Raw genomic sequence first — 22573 nt, 5'->3', positions numbered from 1 at the left:
TTTGATTGGTTGTAAAACTAATGGATTCTGAATTATGAAGCGAAAGACGGTTTATTTACTCCTTGCAATGTTAATCTGCTTTGCAGGTTATGCCCAGATGGGTGATCATGTGTTCAAACAAAATATTCACTCTGTTAAACTGCATACCGCCGGTAATCAACTCGGCTATCCTGTTATCCGTTTAAACGGTGGCGATCAACTGGAGCTTCATTTTGATGACCTGGATGCAGATGTAAAATATTATTCTTACACATTTGTACTTTGTAATGCTGACTGGACGCCGGCTCTTCTCTCGCAGTTTGATTACATGCGTGGTTTTTCCAATGTGCGGATTAATACCTACCGCAACTCATCCATTGCACTTACCCGCTACACACATTATATGGCCATGCTGCCCGACCGTAATACCACACCTACCCGCAGCGGAAACTATATTTTAAAAGTGTTTACCAATGGTGATACATCACAAACCGTTTTTACAAAACGTTTCCTGGTAGTGGATGTAAAAGTAAATGCTGCTGCTGCTGTGGTACAGGCCTTTAATCCTTCTGTATTAAAAACACATCAGAAGCTGCAGTTCAGTGTGAATGTGCAGAATATAAAACCCACGAATGTTTTTCAACAGGTGAAAGTGGTATTGCTGCAAAATAACCGTTGGGATAATTGTGTTACCAATCTACAGCCCACTTTTGTACGCCAGAATGTGCTGGAGTACAATACTGAAAATGAAGGTTTGTTCAGGGCTCAGAAAGAATGGCGCTGGGTAAATCTTACAGCTTTGCGATTGCAAACAGATCGCATTGAAAAAGGCGATTATACCAACCGGGGCCAAACACTCTGGATCAAGCCGGAGAGTGAACGTAATGCATTGCGTTATATGTTTTACCGTGATCTGAATGGTATGTATGAACTGGGAAATCTTGAAAACAATAACCCTTACTGGCAAGGTGATTATGCTACCGTTTGGTTTCAATACTTTACAGGGAGCAGGCTGCCCTATCAGGATAAAGATGTGTATGTATTTGGTGAGCTCACGAATTATGAAATTAAAGAGGAGTACAAACTCCAGTTCAATGCTGAGAAGGGATTGTATGAACAAAAATTATTTCTGAAGCAGGGTAATTATGATTACATCTATGTAACAGCAGATAAAAAGACCCGTGAGCTGAGTTCAGAAATAACTGAAGGCAGTTGGTGGGAAGGTGAAAATAATTATACCATCCTGGTTTATTATCGTCCGCTGGGTGCAAGGGCAGATGAGTTGGTGGGTATTAATGTAGTTAACTCACTCGCTGGTCGCCCCAATATGAATAACCGGAATGAAACAAGAATATTATAAAGTCAATACGCAACTATACACATAAAAAAAAGCGACTGCAGATGCAGTCGCTTTTTTATTGAGAGTAATCAGTTATTGAAACTTTTTTGCATCTTCCAGGAATTTGGCAAGGCCAATATCCGTTAATGGATGTTTCAGCAAGCCGAGAATGGAATCCAGCGGACAAGTACAAACATCAGCTCCTAACTCTGCAGCTTTGATAATGTGCAGCGGGTTACGGATAGAAGCGGCCAGGATTTCTGTTTCAAATCCCTGCAATGAATAGATATTGGCAATCTGTGCAATTAATTCCATTCCATCCCACCCTCCATCATCAATACGACCGATGAAAGGAGAAACATAAGTGGCGCCTGCTTTGGCAGCCAGAATAGCCTGACCTGCACTGAAAACCAATGTGCAATTTGTTTTTATACCGTTATCACTAAACCATTTTAATGCCTTAATACCATCTTTGATCATGGGCACTTTCACCACAATGTTTGGATGAATGGCCGCCAGTTTTTTACCTTCTTCCACAATGCCGTCAAAATCAGTACTGATCACTTCGGCACTGATGTCGCCATCCACCATTTCACAAATGGTTTTGTAATGCTGCATTACCGCTTCAGTTCCTTTAACACCCACTTTAGCCATGAGTGAAGGATTGGTAGTTACACCATCCAGGATACCTAATTCGTTTGCTTCTTTGATTTGTGCCAGGTCGGCCGTGTCAATAAAAAACTTCATGTTATAAAAATTAAAAATTCCCCTTGAGGGGATAGGAGCAAAAAAAATGGCAGGTTACTTACATCGCACCGCTACAACCGCCTACCCTTGCTGCGTTCCCACCCTGGGGGAGTTCAGCAGGAGCTGGTCGTGCAAGACCTGCCGGCGCAAAGATAAGGGAATTGAAAAAAGTTTGCAGAAGGAAAAAGACATCTAATTTTTCTTTCGTTTTCCGTTGGTTGATTTTCTGTTACGCTGGTTGAGTTGTTGTAATAAGCTGTCGCCTGCGGGCGCATTCAACTCAAGGTCGTGCTTTTTAACCCAGATTGTTTTTTGTTGTTTTATATGCGGACGATCTTTCAAATACACTTCCACTGTAATTTTCTCCAGATTGAAATTCCAGTCTATCCAGATGCTGTTGCCTTCCAGTTTGCCGCCGGTAGTTGTTAGTACCAGTTGTTTTGAAGTGAGCGGCATATATTTTCCGTTGCTCAGCTTTGCATCCACATTAATATAGTTCCAGCTTCCTTTTTTCAAACTATCCGTATAAAGATTGAAAAAAAGACTGTCAACCTGCTGTGCTGCTCCTGTTTTACCAATCAGGAATAGAATAAAGATCAAAGTATATTTCATAAGTTGTACAGACATTCTTTTGCGGTATTTAGTTGCGCCGCTTGTTTCCTATCCAAAAGCATGCCTCCTATTATTTAAATTTACCAAAAATCAACAGGATGAAACTTACCGTTTTCGGCGCCACCGGGCAGGTGGGTTTGCAAGTCATCAAACAGGCTTTGTGGCAGCAGCATGAAGTAACCGCATTTGGCAGAAATGTATTTGACATTAAAATGGATGACCCGAATCTTCACTTGTTTAAAGGTGCATTGTTTGACGAAGAGGATGTTGCAGCGGTATTGCAGGATTCTAACGCTGTAATAAGTGCTATCGGCGGTGCTTTTGATGGTTCAGATAAAGCACGCTCACTTGGTATAAAGACAATCATTGCCCAAATGAAAAAAGCCGGCATCAGGCGGATTATTGCATTGGGTGGTATGGGTATTCTCAATGCTGATGAAGATACATTGCTGATGGATACACCCTCCTACCCGGCTGAATATATTCCGGTGGGTAATGAACATCGGAAGGCTTATGAATACCTGCGTGATTCTGATCTTGACTGTACCTTTGTTTGCAGCCCGGATATTATCAATGATGGCCCTACCGGAAATTACATCACCAGTCATAACTATCCACCGGCGCCAAATCGTTATAAAATTAACGCAGGCGACCTGGCGCAATTCATGCTGAATGAGTTGGAGAAAAATGAATATGTAAAAGCAAGAGTTGGAATCAGCGCTGTTTAGCTGCGTTTGATTTCCCAAAGCAGAATGCCTGTTGCAACGGCCGCATTCAATGATTCAGCAGCTCCAAAAGAAGGAATAGATATCTGTTGTGCCGTTAAAGGCAATAAGTCTTTTGCCACGCCTTTTGATTCATTGCCAATTAACAATGTTCCCTGCGTTCCCCAACTTATTCCTGAAATTTTGCTTCCCTGCAAAGTAGCGGCATATACCGGCTGCGGACATTGCGGCAGCAACTGATCCAGTTTTCCTTCAATAACCTTTATACGCAGCACACTGCCCATACTCGCCTGCACTACTTTGGGATTGTACACATCCACGCAATCATCAGAGCATATAATATGCGTAATGCCAAACCAGTCTGCCAGCCTTATGATCGTACCCATATTGCCGGGATCACGGATGGCATCTAATGCTATCACCCATTCAGCGCCTGTTTCGGCTACAGATGCCGGTTGCGGCTTACGCATCAATGCTACAGCCTGTTGCGGCGTTTGTAATTGAGAAATACGTTCCAGTTCTGTTTCAGAAACTTCAATGAGCTGCTCGCCATCAGGTTGCAAACCCGCAGTCTCATAAAAAGAAGCTACAGCATACAGTTTGATTAACTGCTGCGGATATTCCGTTAAAATTTCCTGAATGATCTTGGTGCCTTCAGCAATAAAGATGCCTTCTTCATCTCTCGTTTTTTTGTGGCCTGAACTTTGAATATATTTGATTTCTTTTTTACTGAGCATTGTACAACATTTATGAACTTAACCCGGGCCGCCCACTTTGTTTTGATCACAGCAACAGCCATCCTGTTGAGTGCCTGCGGCGGCTCTGAAAAATTAACCCAAACAAGATACAAGGTTAAGAATTACCCCAAAGAAAAACCCTTTGTTTATTACAACAAAATTGAGATTAATAATAAAGAGCTGAATAAGGAAGAAAAGACAATCCTAAACTCCAGCCTTACTACCCAGTTGAACGACAGTATGCAGGTGAAAGTAAAGGAATCTTTCCTTGTGTTTAAGAAACTGGTTGATCCGCCTGTGTTTGATTCCGTTAATGCTGCAGAGAGTGCCCGTAATATGGAAATCTATCTCAAAACAATCGGTTATTATTACGGAACAGTTGCACATCAATCAACAATCGATACATTTCATGCTGCCAATCCTGGTAAAAAAGAAATAAGAGCAGCAACGGTGTTTACCGTAAATACAGGGCCGCTTGTAAAAATTGACTCTATCAATTTTCTCCTTTTTGATTCTGCTTATCCCAAGCAAACTGCAGCATTGCAGCAACTGGCAGATGCTCACAGAGATAAAAGTCTGTTGAAAAAAGATGCAGCGTTTACTGAAGATCTTATTCTAAGTGAACTGGAACGATTGGTAGAACTATACCGCAACAATGGTTATTATAAATTTTCAAGAGAGCAACTAATAGCAGAAGCAGATTCTTTTTATTTGCCTTTACTCAATCCCTTTCTCGATCCTTTTGAACGTATTCGTGTTTTGCGGGAAGCACAAAAGCGAAAAGAAAAGCCTGTTTTTAATGTGTTTGTCCGTCTCAGGCCGGTTACAGATTCTACGGTAATCATGCCCTACACAACAGGAAAAGTTACTATTTATCCTGAGTATTCCAATGCTGCATTTGATACCACCCGTTATCAAACCGTTGAATATGATCAACTGGTTTTGAAAAATAAAGCAAACCGGTTCCGGCCTTCTTTTGTAAGTTCTCATGTTTACCTGAGGCCGGGTAAGGTTTACAAGCTGAATGATCTTAACCGAACGCTCGATGATTTAAACAGCCTCGGAACCTGGCAACTCATAAAAATTGAACCGATTGAAAAGCCTTCTTCTTTAGCAGGGAAAGATACAGGTGAGATTGATTTTGATTTTCAACTCGTACCTTTCAAACGCTACACGTTCAGCGCTGATCTTGAAAGTGTGTTTAACCAGGTACAACAGGCAGCAGTGGGTGTGGCAGGTAACCTCATTGGTTTTGGTTTAAATCTCGGCATCCGAAACAGGAATTTTCTTCACCGGGGAATTCAGTTCAGCAATACACTACGTTTTGGTGTTGAAAGTGGTATCGGCAATTTTAACCCCGGTTTACAGGCCATTGAACTTACTTACAGTTCCAGTTTAAGTATTCCCAAGCTGGTATTTTTAAAGCAAGGTATCCAAAGCAGGTTCAATCAAAAAAGAAGTTTTGTTACTGCCACTGCTTCTTATATTGATCGGAACATTAATGCAAATGGATTATACAGTTTAAATAACATCAACATCAGTGCAGGATGGCAGGCTTCTATCAACAAACCCGTACGCACTACAACTTTTACATTGCAGCCTGTTAACGTTGAGTTTGTAAAACTGTATGATCTTTCAAAACCGTTTAAAGACACGCTTGATAAAAATCCGTTTCTGCGTTTTTCATTTCAGCAAGGTTTGGTGATGGGTCTTGCCGGTTCTTACCTGCGTACACGTAAGCTATCTGAATTTAAAACCTTGTACTTCCGTATTGGCCTCGAGGAATCAGGTTTAACATGGGGTCGTGCTTTACGTTCTTTTCCAACAATACGCAACCAGTTATTTACTTATCTCAAAGGCGATGTGGAGTTGAAATATTCAAAAGTAAATGCCAATAAAACCACCTGGGTATTTCGTACCATAGCCGGTGCTGGTTATAATTTTTCTGATACTGCCTCCATGCCTTTCTTCAAACAATTTACCGGTGGCGGCCCTAACAGTATGCGTGGCTGGCCTTTGAGAAGCATCGGTCCGGGTTCAAGACCTTTGGACCCAAGAGGTGCACGTGGACAGTTTTTCAGTCGCAGCGGTGATTTTATTTTTGAAGCCAATGCAGAATACCGTTACAATATTTTTACCATCATACCCAATACGGCTGTCATCAGGGGCGCTTTGTTTACTGATGTAGGAAATGTGTGGAACTTCCGTAACAGAAGTAATCTAGGAAATGATACGGTAGTTGTGCGGCTTAAAAATTTTGTGCGTGACTTAGGTGTGAGTGCCGGTACCGGTGTGCGGTTAGACTTTGTAGGATTATTTGTGATACGTTTTGACTTTGCTTTCCGTCTTAAAAACCCGTCGCTTCCCTTTTCAGAAAAAAACAATGGGTGGCGATTACCGGAAATCAGTTGGAAAAATATTTTCAGCGCCAATGAAGAAAACAGGCAATGGCGGTATGAGAATTTTAATTTCTCAATCGGAATCAACTATCCGTTCTGATGCTTTTTCTTCCTGAATCCATTGCAGCGTTTGTGGTAAATCTCTTGCCTGTTCCAATGTAAACTCTCCGATGCGGGTGCGGCATAAACTGCTGAGATAAGCGCCACAGCCTAATGCTTTGCCCACATCATGTGCAAGACTTCTGATATAAGTACCTGTACTGCATACTACACGAAAATGCAGTATAGGAAGTTCCATCTTTGTAATTTCAAAAGAAGAAATTGTAATGGTCCTTGGTTCCAGTTCCACATCTTTTCCTTTACGGGCCAGCAGGTAAACCGGTTTGCCGTCTTTTTTAATGGCTGAGTGTATAGGCGGTACTTGTTGTATCACTCCACGAAAAGATGAAAGCGTTTGTTCTATTAATTCAGGGGTGACAAAATCGAAAGGTTTAAAATCCTGTGGTTCACTTTCCAGGTCATAAGTGGGTGTTATAGCGCCGAGTGTAAATGTTCCCGTATATTCTTTTTCACGGGCCATGTATTCATTTATACGCTTGGTAAATTTTCCCGTGCAGAGAATTAATAATCCTGTTGCCAGCGGATCAAGCGTGCCTGCATGACCTACTTTTTTTATTTTGATGGTATTCCGCACTTTGGCCACCACGTCATGTGATGTCCACTCCAGCGGTTTGTTAATGAGCAATACCTGGCCTTCTGTAAACTTATTTTGAATGGGTTCTTTCATGAAGGCTGCAAAGATAAGTTAAAGCCTTTATCATGTTTTACAACAGATTAACGGGCGAAACACCGAATAGTAAGGTGAAATTAAAGTAAGCTATCAGGCTTTTAAATTGCCTGTCTTGTTTTTATTTCAATGTATTTGTTGATTGCATTCACCGTAACTTTTTCAGGCGGTGAAAGGATACTGAGGATACCTGCATTCTGAAGCTCTTTTACAATCAATTGTTTTTCGTGTACAAATTTTCCGGCAATAGTTTTTATATATAATCCTTCCAGGTCATTAATATCTTCTTCTGCTTTTGCGCTAAGCTCTGTGTTTTCAAAAAATACAACCAGCAGCAAATGATATTTAGCGAGTCGTTTTAAGTAAGGCAACTGCCGGTGCAAACCGCTTAAGCTTTCAAAATTGGTAAAGATGATAAGCAGGCTTCGCTGTTTTACAAGCGCCCTTGTTCTTGTATAGAGTAATTCAAAATCACTTTCGAGGAAAGAAGTTTGCTGGTTGTACAACAGTTGCAATACTTTTTCCAACTGCACCGGTTTGCGATCAGCCGCCAGTGCTGAGCCCGCCTTATGATCAAAACTGATCAAACCGAATTTATCCTGCCGGTGTAACGCTACATTACAAAGCACCAGACTGGCATTAATAGCATAATCTAACAGTGTAAGATCATGAAAAGGCATTTTCATCAAACGACCTTTATCAATAACACAATAAACCTGTTGACTTTTTTCATCAGTAAAACTGTTCACCATCAATCCTCCTTTACGGGCCGTGGCTTTCCAGTTAATGTTTCGCACATCATCTCCCTGCACATATTCTTTGATTTGCTCAAACTCCATACTGTGTCCGATCTTACGGATGCGCCGGTTGCCGGTTTGTGCAACCTGTGCAGCTTCCGCAATCAATTGATATTGCCGCATCCGCAAAAAAGACGGATACACAGGAACCATCGCTCCTGCTTCGTGCTTAAAGCGTCGTTCTGCAAGACCCAGCAGTGATTGTATATACACATTAAGTACGCCAAAATAATAAGCACCACGTTCTACGGGTCTTACTTTATAAGAAATACTTTGCTCTTCACCGGGTTTTAATCTGGTATGAATCGCAAAGTTTCTGTTTTGAAATTGTACCGGTAGCTCATCTATCAGCATTGCGTTTACCGAAAACGGATACAGGTTTTGCAGTGTAATGTTTACTTCATTCTCATCTCCGTTACTGAAACGTTCGGGCAGGTGGCGCTCCATCACCGGCTCACGGTTCAGGATAAACAAAAAGAAAAAATCAGCAACAAATGCAATAACTAAGGCTCCAAGGAAGATCCATGGTAATTGTGCCAACAATTCAAAAAAGAAACGCAATACAAACAATGCCACACTTATACCCAGCAGAAAGTACAATCTACGGGTTACAAATAACTGTGTTATCAATTGTAAGGGCCTCATCTTTTATCTTGGTATTTCAACGGATTTGATGATGCGGTCAATCAATTCATCGGCTGTTAATCCTTCCATTTCTTTTTCAGGTGTAAGAATGATACGATGACGTAACACATGCGGTGCCATTTCCACTACATCTTCCGGTGTTACAAAATCACGACCCATCATAGCTGCAAAAGCTTTGGCTGCTTTTACAATGGCCAGTGATGCACGTGGAGAAGCTCCGAGGAACAGGGAAGGATTGTTTCTTGTTTCATTTACAATGCGTGCAACAAACTCAAGCAGCTTGGGTTCAATTAACAACTGCCGCACACTGCTGCGGAATTGCTCCAGCTCAGATGTGCTGATGAGTTTGGTTACTTCATTCAAGAGATGACGGTTGTCACTTCCATGTTGATTTTGTAAGATGGAAATTTCCTGCTCCAGCGTGGGATAGCTTACTTCAATCTTAAAAAGAAAACGATCTAACTGAGCTTCCGGCAGTCGATAAGTTCCTTCCTGGTCAATCGGATTTTGTGTTGCCAAAACCATAAAAGGTTGTTTCATAATATAAGTCACGCCATCTACTGTTACCTGCCGTTCCTCCATCACTTCAAACAAAGCGGATTGTGTTTTTGCAGGCGCCCGGTTAATTTCATCAATTAAAACAATATTGCTGAACAACGGACCTGCTTTAAACTGGAAGCTTGCTTCTTTGGGATTAAATACAGAAGTGCCAAGTACATCACTCGGCATCAGATCAGGTGTAAACTGTATGCGTGAAAACTCAGCATCAATCAGTTTCGACATGAGTTTTGCTGCCAGCGTTTTAGCTACACCGGGTACACCTTCAATTAAAATATGACCATCGGCTAAAATACCGGCAATCATTAAGTCAATCATCTGCTCCTGCCCTACAATGATTTTACCGGCCATTTCCCTGATAGAATTCACAGCCTGGTTCAGTTGCGAAAGATCTGTTCTTTGTTGAAAAATTTCCTGCTCCATATATTACGATTTAAAGAAAGGAAGTAGCCTGTTATGAAGTTCCAGTAACTCAGCATCGCTGATGACGGGTGCTTCCTGTAATTGTTGAATGTATTGAAAAGTTGATTTTACATGTTCTTCCGGTACACTGCTCTTCTTGGCCAGCGATGAAATAAACTCGGCATTAATATGAGTAGTGTTGAGATAATATTTCGTTCTTATTTTTTCAAGGAAATAAGTAACCATCTTATGTACGATGTTATGATGGTCTTTACGCTGCAGGTACAACCGACCGATTGTTTCTACAAAGTTTACACTGCTGTTGGTATTAGGTACTGTAAGAGGAATGGCTCTTTGCCTGCGCTTCATGCCCATGAGCACAAAAAGAGCAAGACCGGCCAATGCCACGTAGAGTGCCCATTTAAGCGGCGGGTATTTAAGAAATACACTGAAAAAAGAAAAATTCTTTTGCGGGTAAATGCCTCTTCTGTAATAATCATCCCAATATACGGTTTGCCGGTTGCTATTCATATAGCTGAGCACCTGCTCAAAATATTCCTTATTATTTCCTTTCAGTAAAAAATAGTTGCTGAAGGTTTCAGGATGCAGATGAAAATATATAACTCCGTTGCCATAAGTAACTGCAATAAAGTTGGGTTGTTTTTTTTCATTCAGTCCCAGTACTCTTGTTGTAACGGAATCGTACCTTGTAAAATAATCCATCATTCCATAATAAAAGAAGCCATAAGTTTTATTGCCTGATACCAATGTATCATTCATACTCACTTTTGTAGGCCGCAGTTGACTAAACAGTGCATTAGTTTGAAACATACTGAATTCATTGCCATTAAAACGGGCATGAACACCCAAGGTATCCAGTATACGTTCATCAAAATATCGTGCAGCAATAAACAGGCGGTTGCCTTTGTTTACATATTCCAGCATATCATCAATTTCCTGGGGTGTTACAATTAACTCATCAGCTACAATGAAATAAAGATTCCTTTGCCCCTCAAGATCGTTGTTAACTTTAGAAAAAGATTGTTTGATTTCATGGATATAATACGATTGAAATTGTGCTTCAAAAAGTTTATAGGCTGTATAAGTGCCCATCGGCTTTTTGCTGTTCATGTAAAAATTGCGGCTCATGTCAGGAAGCGCTACTCCTTTGCGACCGCAACTCGAAAGCATTAGGCCCAGACCTGAAAGCAGGATGATATGGTAAATAACCTTTTTCAACTTTTGAGTCTGGATTGGAATTGCTGAAATTCTTTTTGAATGGTTTGATAAGTGGCTGTGTCTACCTCAAAATTGCCATACCATGCATATTCGTAATGCAGCGTAATGCGGGCAAAATCATTTCGGATGGATTTATTACTCAACTCCCTGAGGTATTGGTAATTTGTTTTATCGGGTGATAAATGCAACCATCCTTTACCTGCTATTATATGCAATGCAAGTAAGAAAGAATAACGTACAGCCAGTCTGAACTGTCCTGCTTTCTCTGCTTCACGAATGCGGGCTGTGAGCGTATCTTCATCTGTAACTTCATCTTCATGCTGCAGTAATTGCTTTTTTCTTGCAGAAGCAGCAAACAAACCTTTTTCAGAAAGGAACAGACGGAAAATTAAATACAAGACCCCGCCAATAACGGGTACCCACAGTAAGAGTTTGATCAACTGAATTACCAGTATCCAAATATTAGAAGAAGGCTTCTCTTTTTTTTGTTCATTTTGCCATTGCAGTAATAATGTATCCAGCCGCTGAATGTATTTTAAATTCTTATCATCTTTTAACCTGCGAAGACTATCACGATTATAGAAAATTACTGTAGATGAAACTAAGGTATCCGGCTGAAGAATTGCTTCCTCTTCATCTGTTTCAAATGATTCATCAACAACAGAGCTTGTATCTGTTTGAAATGCTTCTACTGCAACCGTATCAGTAACCTGTGCATGTAAGGAGAAACCGGTACATAAGAAAAGAAAAACGAACAGAAATAAATGCAGGCGGTTTCTTTTCATTTTGCATTTATTTTTTGAGCCAGTTCCGGGTTGCGTTTCATTCTTCGTTCCACTATTACAGGATAAATAACAAAGTACCAGATCATAAAGCTGAGCGAAAGAAAAAGGATGGTACCACTTATTGCCGCCGGCAATGAAGTATTATTACTCTTGTCATAAGCATTGGAGCTGAGATAGGTAATATAACTTTCAAGAAAGGCAGCCGTAATAGTTATAGGTACAACAGCAATACAGATTTTCATGGCATCCTTCACTCCCTTTCTAAAGGAATGCCACCTGGTATAGGTTGCAGGAAACAAGATGCTTTTACCGATAATAAAACCGGCGCAGGCTTCAATGATCATTCCTGAAATTTCCAATGTGCCGTGTACCCATATCACCAGCACTGATTCCAAACCAAGACCTTTGGCAAAAAACATATACTGAAAACTTCCCAGCATCATCGAATTGCTGAAGAGCAGATACAAAGTGCCCAACCCGCCAAGCAAACCGCCAATCACCATCAAAAAGCCGACACGTATATTATTTAATGCAATGGCCACAAACATTAAAAAACGGCTATCACTTCTGTACACACCAAAGGGGTCGCCTTTATCAATATTATCTTCCGTCATGCTTACATACTCCCGGCCCAGTATGCCTTCCACAAAATCATCCTGTTTCATGGATGAAAAAATAGCCATCATACAAAAGAGCAAAAAGAACAGGAAGGTGATTAATAAGAGACGGTGATATTTCCTGAACACCAGCGGCAACTCATATCTCCAAAACGTAATTAAACGGGAATAACGTTGTTTTTTATTCTGGTACACCGTTTGGTAAATACTTACGGCAATACTGTTAATCCACTTTGTAACCTTGCTGTGCGGGTAAAATGTTTTAGAGTACGATAAGTCATCCATCAGGGTTATAAAACGATCAGCCAGTTGATCCGGATCTTCCGTTTGCAGGTACTGGTATTCATTCCATTTCTGAGCGTTTTTCTTTATGAACAGGGCTTCTCTCATATCCGATACCTGAAAATAGGAACTAATTTTTAATTAGAAACAGACTGTTGCATTTTTTGTTTATGAAAAGAGAACCGATATGTTTTTTACGAATCTTTCCTTTAATTTACATCGTATTCAATCTTATGTCATCAGTTCCAATCAGTACACCGTTTAATATTTCACTTGATTTCGAAATTGCTCCTTTCTTCAAACGGGTGCTTGCTTCCCTCCTGGATTTGCTTATTATGATCCTCTATGCCAATGCAGTTAAATTTTTTCTTTCTTCAATGGTAGTGATGGAGCGGGAAGACAGGATAGCACTGGATGTAATATTTGTAACCGTTCCCTTGTTTCTGTATCATCTTGTTTTTGAGATTGGGTTTCATGGACAGAGCCTGGGAAAAATGGCAACTGGTATTCGTGTGATGAGCCTGGAAGGTGGTGATCCTTCCATCAGCCAATATCTACTGCGTTGGTTTTTCAGAGTATGGGAATGGCCGCTTGTGTTTTCATTTGTACTACCTGATTTTTGGGTGATATTGCAATTGTTCTCTGTTGGTTTTTCAGGGTTGATTGTAGTGATTATAATTGCTGTAACTAATAAAAGTCAGCGGCTGGGTGACCTTGCTGCCAATACGGTGGTAGTAAACTCAAAAATTCAAAGCTCCATTCATGATACTATTTTTATGGAGGTAACCAATAAGAATTATGAAGTGATGTTTCCGGGAGTAATGAAACTGAGCGACCGGGATATTAATACGATTAAAACAGTGTTGAATGATTTGTACAAAACCCGCCGTTATGAAACAGCACACCGAATTGCTGATCGTATAAAAACTGTTTTAAAAATTGATACTGACCTGGAAGTAGATATGTTCCTCGAAAGATTGATTGCAGATTATAATTTTATGGCAACCAAAGAATAAAAAACCCGGAATACTCCGGGTTTTTTTATAAAGTAAGAATTAATTGAAACCTCCGGCTGCACCTGCTGCAGATACAAAGAATGCAATAATAGCAACATAAACAAGAATGCCGATACCCCATAATATCAGACCAATGATTGAGCAGATTTTGCCTGCCTTTACACTGCTGAAAGAGGATTCTGAATAAACACCCGGGTTGTTGTTATACAATTCAGTTTCTTTCTTGGCCATTACCAGTGCAATAATGCCGGTAATGAAACATACTACAATGGATAAGATACCCAGTACCAGGATCATGGTGGCGTTTGGTAAAGGTTGCTGTGGTTGCAGTTGCGGTTGTTGTGATTGTTCCATTTGAAAAGTTGGTTTGGTTAAGAAATCTTTATTTAAAATCGTTAAGATTGGAAGAAAAAGCAAAAATGAAAATAGCGGCATACACCAGTACAAACAAAGCATTCAACACAATACCGATGATGGCACAGGTTTTTCCTGTTTTGGTGTGATTGTAAGAAGCAATGCTGTAACCACCCGGTTGGTTATTATACAAAGCCAGGTCTTTATTTGCCATTACCAGTCCGATTATACCAAGTACCAGGCCTATACCACATACAACAATTGATAAGATGCCCATTACAAGCGACACAGTAGCGTTTGGCAATGCAGGCAGATAACCTGTATTCTGTGTTAAATAATCACGTTGTTCACTACTGTTCATATCGGTTAATACAGTTGCTGGTTGATAACTTTGTAAATATAATGCACCAGAATGATGCCCGCACAAACTATGTAAAGAAAAATAAGATTCCTGTTCCCTTTCTTGAACCTGAAAATTAAATGCAGCAATAAATAACTGAAAAGCAGCAAAACAGGAATGGTAGCCGGATAAACCTGTAAACTTTCCCTGATATTTCCTTTTAATAAATTAAGAATGCCTCTCTGCAAACCACAACCAGGGCAATCAATATGCATGAGCATTTTACTGGGACAGCGGAGCATATGTTGTTCCAGCCAGTGAATAAGGTTGCTATAAAAGCCTGATAAAATCATTGAATAAAAAAAATGTTGGTGGAGCGCACCAACATTAAATATACATTCTTTAATAAGCAACGGCAAAGAGTACTCTTTGCGACGAGGGTTTGCCGGTTAAAATACAGGATCCTTCTTCTGCTTCATTATTTAACGGAATACAACGGATAGTGGCTTTTGTTTTTTCCTTGATCGCATCTTCCGTTTCAGCAGTGCCATCCCAATGAGCACTTACAAAACCACCTTTGTTATTGAGGATGTCAACAAATTCATCCCAGGTATCAGCCTTGGTTATATGACTGTCACGATAAGCTTTTGCTTTATTAAACATATTCTGCTGAATTTCTTCCAGCAGATTTTTTATTGTTGTTGACAAGCCATCCATGCTGATGGTTTGCTTTGTTTTTTCATCACGTCTTGCTACTTCAGCTGTATTATTTTCAAGATCTCTTCCGCCAATGGCAATACGTACCGGCACACCTTTCATTTCGTATTCAGCAAATTTCCATCCCGGTCTTGCATTATCCGTATTGTCATATTTTACACGGATGCCCAGTGCTTTTAATTCATTCACCAGCACCTGTACTTTCTCACTGATGGCCTTGAGTTGTTCTTCACCTTTATAAATAGGTACTATCACCACCTGTAAAGGTGCAATACGGGGCGGCAGTATTAATCCATCATCATCACTATGTGCCATTACCAGCCCGCCGATCAATCTTGTGCTCACTCCCCAACTGGTAGCCCAAACGTATTCCAGCTCATTGTTTTTATTACTGAACTTTACATCAAATGCTTTGGCAAAATTCTGACCTAAGAAGTGAGATGTGCCTGCCTGCAGTGCTTTACCATCCTGCATCAATGCTTCAATACAATAAGTGTCTTCAGCACCGGCAAAACGTTCATTGGCAGTTTTTACACCTTTAATTACCGGCACCGCCATCCATTCTTCAGCAAATTGTGCATACACATCCAGCATCTGCCTGGTTTCGGCTACGGCTTCTTCAGCAGTTGCATGTGCTGTGTGACCTTCCTGCCACAGAAATTCAGCAGTGCGTAAAAACAAACGGGTACGCATTTCCCAACGTACCACATTGGCCCATTGGTTCACAAGAATCGGAAGATCACGGTAGGATTGAATCCAATCTTTATAGGTATTCCAGATTATTGTTTCGGAGGTTGGGCGAACAATGAGTTCTTCTTCCAGCTTAGCTTCCGGATCTACCACTACCCCGCCTCCATTAGGATCATTTTTTAAACGATAATGCGTAACCACCGCACATTCTTTTGCAAAACCTTCCACATGGGCGGCTTCCTTACTTAAAAAACTCTTGGGAATAAAAAGAGGAAAATAAGCATTCACATGACCGGTATCTTTAAACATACGATCCAGTTGATCCCGCATGTTTTCCCATAACGCAAATCCGTAGGGCTTAATTACCATGCAACCTCTTACAGCAGAATAGTCTGCCAGACCACCTTTTAATACTAAATCATTATACCATTGACTGTAGTCTTTTTCTCTGGATGTAATAACCGATGCCATGAACTATTCTTAGATTTAATTTAACAGGCTTCACACAATCAAATTAGAGGTGCGGCTTGTTTTTTGTTAAAGTATGGATGTCATTCTTTTTGAAGTTGCAAAAGTAGTAACTTCACACTACAAACATCTAAAACACAAGGCCATGACAACAAGAATTGTACTTTTAGCCGCTGCCATTGCAGGTTTCAGTTCCTGTGCTACGTATCGTTCAGGTCAAACTCCTGATGATGTGTATTATTCTCCCGCCCGTGAAACGGAAGCTTATGTTGAAACAAGAAGGGATGATGATGGCCGTGTTTCCTATGGTAACCTTGAAGATCAACGTATCCGTCAGCAAATAAGAGATCAGCGTTTCCGCAATTTTGATGATGACTTTTACTGGAACAATCCCCGTTTCAGTACTTCATGGGGCTGGAACACCTGGAACAATCCCTGGGGTTGGAATTCATGGGGCAGCAATTGGAATACATGGAGCCTTGGTTGGAATACGTGGAATACCTGGAATAATCCCTGGGGCTGGAATACCTGGAACTCTCCTTTTGTGTGCATCCCCGGTACTACCATTATTGTTCCCGGACCCGGAGCGCCTAAAAACAGTCAGGGTATCCGCTACTCACCTGCCGTTCAAAACTATACCAATGCCGGTACACGTAATTTCGGTGGAGGCAAAGGCGGTAACTACATGAATACAAATGGTGGCAGCCGTTACTTTGGTGGCAGCAGTAATAATAACAGTGGCCGAAGAAGCAGTTTCTTCAACGACTTTTTTGGTGGTGGCAATAGTAATGGTTCTTACAACAACAGTAACTACGGTGGCAGCCGCACTTTTGGAAACGGTGGTAGTTATAATAATGGCAGCAGCGGTGGCAGCAGAACTTTCAGCAGCGGCGGTAGTTCAGGTGGAAGCAGTGGTGGCAGTAAGAGCGGTGGCAGTTCCGGTGGTGGTGGCCGCAGAAATTAATTCTCAAACTATTTAAGGAGTGTCATGTTTTATAACCGTTACGGTTAGGGCACTCCTGTACATATACCAATGAAAATATTCAGATTTATTACCCAATTTTCAGTCATGAAAAAATTTATAGTAACCGCCACTATAGCGCTTTCTACGCAATCTCTTTTTGCACAGGAGCCTGCAGATGCCTTACGCCTTTCCTACATCAATCCGGTTGGTACAGCCCGTAGCCAGGCTATTGGTAACGCAGGAGTATCCTTGGGTGGCGATTTCAGTTCTATATTTATTAACCCTGCCGGTCTTGCACAGTTTAAAACAAACGAGTTTGTATTTACTCCCGGTTTTTTTATGAACCGGAATAAGATGAATTATAACGACAGCATCTTTAAAGGAAACCGCAGTAATCTCAATATCGGGAATATTGGTTTTGTGTTCAGCACTACTAACAGGTGGCGCAGTAATAAAGTAAAGAATACAACGATTGGAATTGCAATTACTCAAACTGCTAATTTCAATTCTGATTTTTCTTACCGTGGCCGTAATAACTTCAGCAGCTATTCAGAAAAATGGGTAGAAGAACTTGCAGCTAATGAGGTTTCAAATTTTGACGATGCTTTAAGCCGTTTTCCTAATGGAGCAAGTTTAGCCGTAGAAAACTACCTGGTGGATACGATACTTTCCAATGGTAATATTGTTGGTTACAGAACCAATGCCGAAACATTACGAATGCCGCTGGATCAGAATTTCCGTTATGAAACAAGAGGAGGCATGTATGAAGCTGCTTTTGGTGTGGCCTGGAATAACAATGAAAAATTATTGTATGGCATCACAATAGGTGTGCCGATTGTACGGTACAGCCGCAATACTTATGTGGAAGAAAAAGATGCCAGTGGTAATACCAATAATGATTTCGCCAGTTTCAATTTTACTGAAAGCTTTTCAACAAGAGGTGCAGGTGTCAATGCAAAACTGGGCTTGATTTATAAACCTGTTGAATATTTCAGAATCGGTCTTACATTTCATACACCTTCGCTGCTGATTTTAACTGACCGGACCAATGCAACATTAACGGCCAATGTTGAAAATTATGCACGCCGCATCCGCAATGATAATTCAAGGCCCACTACCTATACTTTATCTACACATGATATAACCGGCGGAGAGGATTACAATTACGAATATCAATTGGTAACTCCCTGGCGTGCTGCTGTTTCATTAGCCTACGTATTCCGTGAAATAAAAGATGTTACCAAACAAAAAGCATTTATTACGGCTGATGTGGAGCTGGTAAATTACAAGGCCAATTCATTCAGCAGTTCAGCTTCTGTGCCAAGTGAAGGCGAAAAGCAATACTTCAGAGGTCTTAATGATGCTATTGATGAATTGTACCGTATGGCGATTAATGCACGCATTGGCGGTGAGCTGAAATTTAAAACCTTTATGGTGCGTGGTGGTTTTAATTATATGGGCAGTCCCTATCAGAAAGACATTTTACCCGAAGGTACCAAAGCCAGCAGAATAACACCCAGCTTCGGGCTTGGTTACAGGGATAAAGGATATTTTGTTGATCTTACGTATGCTCATACCATCGCCCGTGATTTTCATGTGCCTTATCAACTTACCGGTAACAGGTATCCCCTTGCAAATAACAGGTTCTCGAACGGACAGGTAGTAGCAACTGTTGGGTTTAAATTCTAAAACACATTTATCTTTTATACAAAAGCTCCGTTTATCAAGCGGGGCTTTTTAATTGTTGCTGAATGTATGTTTCAATGTCATGCAGTTCCTGCGGATGAAACCACTTTATTTCCTCATCCCGTTTAAACCAGGTTAACTGGCGTTTGGCATAATGCCTTGTGTTTTGTTTTATTTTTGAGATTGCTGTATCCAGGTTAATTTCTCCCTTGAAATAATCAAACAGTTCCCTGTAGCCAACGGTTTGTAAAGCGTTGAGATGTTGCAAATGAAGCAGACCTTGCACTTCCTGCAACAAACCATCTTTTATCATAATATCAACTCTATGATTGATGCGGTCATATAATTCCTCCCTGGGTAAATCAAGACCGATTTTTATTGTGTGAAAGGGCCTCTTTTTTTTAATTCCTTTTTGGTAATGCACAATGGATTGGCCTGTTGACTCCAGCACTTCGAGTGCACGCAACATCCGCTGTGGATTTTGCATGGCCCCGCTTGCTGCAAATAAAGGATCTCTCCGCTGCAGTTCCTTTTGAAGCCATGAAATACCATTTGCTTCATACAACGCAGTGAGCTGCATCCTAATGGTTTCATCTACTGCAGGTATCTCATCCATACCATTTAAAAAAGCGTTGATGTACAAACCGGTACCGCCTGCCATTATAAGTGCATCATGTTCCCTGAATAATTTTTCCGCACAGTCCAGTGCATAAGCCTCAAAACCCGCAGCAGTAACTGTATCATGTACGGAATGTGTATTGATAAAGTAATGCGGAACAACTTTCAACTCTTCAACAGTTGGTTTTGCTACACCAATTGAAATTTCTTTAAAGCATTGCCTGGAATCAGCAGAAATAATAGCTGTACGAAAATGCTGTGCTAAATGTATAGCCAGTGAGGTTTTACCGGAGGCGGTGGGGCCGGCAATTAAAATGACTGTTTTATTCATGAATCAAAATGAGTTTGTGAAAAACTCAGTTTGTTTTAAGTACAATGAATTGAAACTTTATTTTGTTTCAATCAGAAAGCTGCTTCATCTTCTTCCGTTCCCGCATCATCAGCAAAATCACTTTCTCCCTCCTCTCCTTCTTCACCAAAACCTTCTGCACCTGCATTTAAATCATACTTCTCTTCTACCTCAGCTAATTTATCGCCCACCAATCCTTTGGTACCGTATTGGCTCGGAGCAATTCCTTCAGTGCGTACAATAGCCGGATAACTCAACTTGGGATTTTCATCTTTACTCACATTAATCAGTTCCAGCAGGAACGTCCAGTTTTTATTGAAATCGTAAACATATACAAAACGCTGGTTTGGTTCTTTGATTTCGCTGCCAACCGTTGTTTCATGCATGAGCAACGGAGGCGCTTTGTATTCCTTATCGTATTTCTCCAGTGTTATTTCACGGCCTCGCTGCCAGTGATCATTGCTTCTGTAAAATGTAGCTTTATGTTTAGAATCAAATTCGTAAGCTTTCAGTATCACTGTATGTAAATCAGTGAATGATTGCGTGTGTTTTACCGCAACATCCCTGTACGTAGCGTCATCTTCTTCCCAGTAAACTCTGAATCGTAAAACGGCCATAGATTATGAATAATTCCTTTGATAATGAATAGAAGCAAAAATAAATACATTACACCAGTGGTGCAAGATTTAATTCACGGGCTTTTTGAATCATAAATGCATGTGCGGCTTCATAATTGTTTTCAATTTCACCGTCGAGAATTGCATCTTTCACAGCGCTTTTTAAAATGCCCACTACTTTTGATGGAGGTACTCCGAATGTTTGCATTATTATTTCACCGGTAATAGGTGGCTGCCAGTTTCGGATGTGATCTTTTTCTTCTACTTCCCTGCAACGTTTACGTACCAATTCAAAATTCTGAAGGTACCGTTGTACTTTTTGTTTGTTTTTCGAAGTAATATCAGCTTCGCACAGGGTCATCAAAGCCTCAAAATCATCACCGGCATCAAACAGCAAACGCCTGATGGCCGAATCTGTGATGTTTTCTTTTGTTAAGCTGATGGGGCGCAGGTGCATCTCTACCAGCTTCTGAACAAATTTCATTTTTTCATTGAGCGGCAATTTCAACTGGCCAAATATCCTGGGCACCATCCTTGCCCCTACTACTTCATGCCCGTGAAATGTCCATCCATGCCCTTCTTCAAAACGTTTGGTGGCCGGCTTGCCAATATCATGCAGGATGGCGGCCCACCGTAACCACAAATCATTGGTGTTTGCTGCAATATTATCCAGTACCTGTAAAGTGTGATAGAAATTATCTTTATGACCCTTGCCATCAATATATTCAGCACCTGCAAGTTCCACCATTTGCGGAAATACAAGTTCCAGTAGTCCGCTTTTATACAATAAATCAAATCCGATGGATGGTTTTTTGCTGAGTACAATCTTATTTAATTCATCGGCAATGCGTTCTTTGGATATGATGCGGATACGCTGTGCCGTTTGCAAAATGCCGGCCCATGTTTCCGGGTGAATTTCAAATTCAAGTTGTGTTGCAAAACGTATTGCCCGCAGCATTCGAAGCGGATCATCACTGAACGTTTGAACAGGATCAAGCGGTGTACGGATGATTTTTAAACGAAGGTCTTCCAATCCATTAAACGGATCAGTAAGTTGCCCGAAATTTTGCTCATTCACTCCTACCGCCAGCGCATTAATGGTAAAGTCCCGTCGGAGCTGATCGTCTTCAATGGTTCCGGCAGCCACTTCCGGTTTACGGCTGTGAGCGGCATAGCTTTCTTTACGGGCCCCAACAAATTCCATTTCAAAACCTTCTGTTTTTACCTGTGCTGTGCCAAAGGTTTTAAAAAAAGAAACGGCTGGTTTGCCTGGTAATGATGCTGCTACTTTATGTGCCAGTTCAATAGCATTGCCGGTGCATACAAAATCTAAATCTTTACAGGTACGGTTCAGTAATTTATCTCTTACAAAGCCTCCTATAAGCCATGTTTCCAGTTGCATAGCATCCGAACATGCACCTGTTAATGCAATAAGTTCTTTTTCTTTTGTAGTAAAATCAATCAGCATGAACCGCAAAAATAACGGATAGATGGCAGGGTTACGAATTCGCTTTTATTCAAAAAGTTCAGGCACGGAGAATAGTAAGAGTGCCGTCATTGTTCCACCGGATAATAGAAGAAGGTTCGTGATAAATGGTTTCTTCCTGGCGGTATTTAACTACATAATCAACTCCTTTTACAACTGTATTGCTGATTTCAGAATAAAGAGAAGGTGTTCGGTCTCCGCTGATGTTGGCGGTAGCACTCAGTAAGGGCTGGCCCATTTCACGTATAAGAGCCGATAAGAAAAGATCTTTAATAACCCTGATTGCAATGGTACCATCATCATCAGGAATATTTTCCGGTAAACCACGTGGCTGTTCATATACAACGGTGGTAGGTTTATGTACTCCTTTTATGTAATCGAAAATACGCAGGTTTTTCTGGGCGGTATACTTTGAAATATCTTTTTCATTAGCAAGCAGCACCACAAGATTCTCAGGGCTTCGTTTGTTTTTGAGATGGTAGAGTTTTTCAACTGCTTTTTTGTTCGAAGCATCGCAGCCGATGGCCCATACTGTATCCGTAGGAAGCAATATTAGCCCGCCGTTTTTTAAAACGGGAAGAGCCATTTCAATATCACGTTTATAAGGCAATAGAGTAT

The 22573-nt window shown here is 40.8% G+C and carries 23 protein-coding genes and 1 other RNA gene; 6 read left to right on the top strand and 18 right to left on the bottom strand.

Going from position 1 to position 22573, the window contains the following annotated elements:
* The first annotated feature begins 34 nt into the window (after positions 1 to 34).
* On the top strand, positions 35 to 1339 hold the full coding sequence (locus PDL71_RS11635) for a DUF5103 domain-containing protein (RefSeq protein ID WP_407521165.1): 1305 nt from the start codon (positions 35 to 37) through the stop codon (positions 1337 to 1339).
* A 72-nt stretch (positions 1340 to 1411) separates the two neighbouring features.
* Here the strand turns inward: PDL71_RS11635 and fsa are convergent, their stop codons facing one another.
* The 3 genes from fsa to PDL71_RS11620 form a co-directional block, all read right to left on the bottom strand.
* The gene (gene fsa, locus PDL71_RS11630) at positions 1412 to 2065 is read right to left on the bottom strand and encodes a fructose-6-phosphate aldolase (protein ID WP_407521163.1); all 654 of its coding nucleotides are present in this window, start codon (positions 2063 to 2065) and stop codon (positions 1412 to 1414) included.
* 44 nt (positions 2066 to 2109) lie between these two features.
* An RNA gene (gene ffs / locus PDL71_RS11625) (signal recognition particle sRNA small type) lies at positions 2110 to 2209 on the bottom strand.
* A gap of 48 nt (positions 2210 to 2257) precedes the next feature.
* On the bottom strand, positions 2258 to 2677 hold the full coding sequence (locus PDL71_RS11620) for a hypothetical protein (RefSeq protein WP_407521161.1): 420 nt from the start codon (positions 2675 to 2677) through the stop codon (positions 2258 to 2260).
* Between the two features lie 98 nt (positions 2678 to 2775).
* Here PDL71_RS11620 and PDL71_RS11615 point away from each other — a divergent pair, with 98 nt between their 5' ends.
* Positions 2776 to 3405 (top strand): NAD(P)-dependent oxidoreductase, encoded by a 630-nt coding sequence (locus PDL71_RS11615; protein ID WP_407521159.1) that lies wholly within the window; start codon positions 2776 to 2778, stop codon positions 3403 to 3405.
* Here PDL71_RS11615 and PDL71_RS11610 read toward each other — a convergent pair.
* Entirely contained in the window at positions 3402 to 4139 is a 738-nt protein-coding gene (locus PDL71_RS11610) for a TrmH family RNA methyltransferase (protein ID WP_407521157.1), read from the bottom strand. The genes PDL71_RS11615 and PDL71_RS11610 overlap by 4 nt on opposite strands.
* A gap of 12 nt (positions 4140 to 4151) precedes the next feature.
* On the opposite strand from PDL71_RS11610, the gene PDL71_RS11605 reads away from it, so the two are divergent.
* Positions 4152 to 6638, top strand: a complete 2487-nt coding sequence (locus PDL71_RS11605; RefSeq protein ID WP_407521156.1) for a BamA/TamA family outer membrane protein — start codon at positions 4152 to 4154, stop codon at positions 6636 to 6638.
* Here PDL71_RS11605 and truB read toward each other — a convergent pair.
* The 6 genes from truB to PDL71_RS11575 all read right to left on the bottom strand — a co-directional run bounded on the left by truB (position 6612) and on the right by PDL71_RS11575 (position 12758).
* A complete protein-coding gene (gene truB, locus PDL71_RS11600) occupies positions 6612 to 7325 on the bottom strand; it encodes a tRNA pseudouridine(55) synthase TruB (protein ID WP_407521154.1) in 714 nt (237 codons plus the stop codon). The genes PDL71_RS11605 and truB overlap by 27 nt on opposite strands.
* Positions 7326 to 7426: 101 nt before the next feature.
* Positions 7427 to 8767, bottom strand: a complete 1341-nt coding sequence (locus tag PDL71_RS11595; RefSeq protein WP_407521152.1) for a DUF58 domain-containing protein — start codon at positions 8765 to 8767, stop codon at positions 7427 to 7429.
* 3 nt (positions 8768 to 8770) lie between these two features.
* Positions 8771 to 9748: an AAA family ATPase gene (locus tag PDL71_RS11590; protein WP_407521150.1), complete on the bottom strand. Its 978-nt coding sequence runs from the start codon at positions 9746 to 9748 to the stop codon at positions 8771 to 8773.
* Positions 9749 to 9751: 3 nt separating this feature from the next.
* The gene (locus tag PDL71_RS11585) at positions 9752 to 10966 is read right to left on the bottom strand and encodes a DUF4350 domain-containing protein (RefSeq protein ID WP_407521148.1); all 1215 of its coding nucleotides are present in this window, start codon (positions 10964 to 10966) and stop codon (positions 9752 to 9754) included.
* The gene (locus PDL71_RS11580; RefSeq protein WP_407521146.1) at positions 10963 to 11751 is read right to left on the bottom strand and encodes a DUF4129 domain-containing protein; all 789 of its coding nucleotides are present in this window, start codon (positions 11749 to 11751) and stop codon (positions 10963 to 10965) included. Before PDL71_RS11580 ends, PDL71_RS11585 begins: the two co-directional genes overlap by 4 nt.
* Positions 11748 to 12758 (bottom strand): stage II sporulation protein M, encoded by a 1011-nt coding sequence (locus PDL71_RS11575; RefSeq protein WP_407521144.1) that lies wholly within the window; start codon positions 12756 to 12758, stop codon positions 11748 to 11750. Before PDL71_RS11575 ends, PDL71_RS11580 begins: the two co-directional genes overlap by 4 nt.
* A gap of 125 nt (positions 12759 to 12883) precedes the next feature.
* Between PDL71_RS11575 and PDL71_RS11570 the strand changes: the two genes are divergently transcribed.
* The gene (locus PDL71_RS11570; RefSeq protein ID WP_407521142.1) at positions 12884 to 13666 is read left to right on the top strand and encodes an RDD family protein; all 783 of its coding nucleotides are present in this window, start codon (positions 12884 to 12886) and stop codon (positions 13664 to 13666) included.
* A 39-nt stretch (positions 13667 to 13705) separates the two neighbouring features.
* Here PDL71_RS11570 and PDL71_RS11565 read toward each other — a convergent pair whose 3' ends face one another.
* The 4 genes from PDL71_RS11565 to proS are packed head-to-tail and all read right to left on the bottom strand — an operon-like array spanning position 13706 to position 16238.
* The gene (locus PDL71_RS11565) at positions 13706 to 14020 is read right to left on the bottom strand and encodes a CCC motif membrane protein (protein WP_407521140.1); all 315 of its coding nucleotides are present in this window, start codon (positions 14018 to 14020) and stop codon (positions 13706 to 13708) included.
* A 28-nt stretch (positions 14021 to 14048) separates the two neighbouring features.
* Positions 14049 to 14381, bottom strand: a complete 333-nt coding sequence (locus PDL71_RS11560) for a CCC motif membrane protein (RefSeq protein ID WP_407521138.1) — start codon at positions 14379 to 14381, stop codon at positions 14049 to 14051.
* A 5-nt stretch (positions 14382 to 14386) separates the two neighbouring features.
* Positions 14387 to 14713, bottom strand: a complete 327-nt coding sequence (locus tag PDL71_RS11555) for a DUF2752 domain-containing protein (protein WP_407521136.1) — start codon at positions 14711 to 14713, stop codon at positions 14387 to 14389.
* 49 nt (positions 14714 to 14762) lie between these two features.
* Positions 14763 to 16238 (bottom strand): proline--tRNA ligase, encoded by a 1476-nt coding sequence (gene proS, locus PDL71_RS11550; RefSeq protein WP_407521134.1) that lies wholly within the window; start codon positions 16236 to 16238, stop codon positions 14763 to 14765.
* A gap of 142 nt (positions 16239 to 16380) precedes the next feature.
* On the opposite strand from proS, the gene PDL71_RS11545 reads away from it, so the two are divergent.
* Positions 16381 to 17199, top strand: a complete 819-nt coding sequence (locus PDL71_RS11545) for a hypothetical protein (protein WP_407521132.1) — start codon at positions 16381 to 16383, stop codon at positions 17197 to 17199.
* 105 nt (positions 17200 to 17304) lie between these two features.
* Positions 17305 to 18888: an OmpP1/FadL family transporter gene (locus tag PDL71_RS11540; protein ID WP_407521130.1), complete on the top strand. Its 1584-nt coding sequence runs from the start codon at positions 17305 to 17307 to the stop codon at positions 18886 to 18888.
* 34 nt (positions 18889 to 18922) lie between these two features.
* On the opposite strand, the gene miaA is transcribed toward PDL71_RS11540, so the two are convergent.
* From miaA to PDL71_RS11520, 4 genes are all read right to left on the bottom strand, one after another.
* Positions 18923 to 19834: a tRNA (adenosine(37)-N6)-dimethylallyltransferase MiaA gene (miaA, locus tag PDL71_RS11535; protein WP_407521128.1), complete on the bottom strand. Its 912-nt coding sequence runs from the start codon at positions 19832 to 19834 to the stop codon at positions 18923 to 18925.
* 71 nt (positions 19835 to 19905) lie between these two features.
* Positions 19906 to 20469: an IS1096 element passenger TnpR family protein gene (locus PDL71_RS11530; RefSeq protein ID WP_407521126.1), complete on the bottom strand. Its 564-nt coding sequence runs from the start codon at positions 20467 to 20469 to the stop codon at positions 19906 to 19908.
* A gap of 49 nt (positions 20470 to 20518) precedes the next feature.
* Positions 20519 to 21937 (bottom strand): CCA tRNA nucleotidyltransferase, encoded by a 1419-nt coding sequence (locus PDL71_RS11525; RefSeq protein WP_407521124.1) that lies wholly within the window; start codon positions 21935 to 21937, stop codon positions 20519 to 20521.
* 58 nt (positions 21938 to 21995) lie between these two features.
* A complete protein-coding gene (locus PDL71_RS11520) occupies positions 21996 to 22565 on the bottom strand; it encodes an L-threonylcarbamoyladenylate synthase (protein WP_407521122.1) in 570 nt (189 codons plus the stop codon).
* Between the last annotated feature and the right edge of the window lie 8 nt (positions 22566 to 22573).

The sequence above is a fragment of the Lacibacter sp. MH-610 genome (genome assembly GCF_045780045.1).
GTDB lineage: Bacteria > Bacteroidota > Bacteroidia > Chitinophagales > Chitinophagaceae > Lacibacter.
This window is presented reverse-complemented; position numbering and strand designations above follow the sequence as displayed.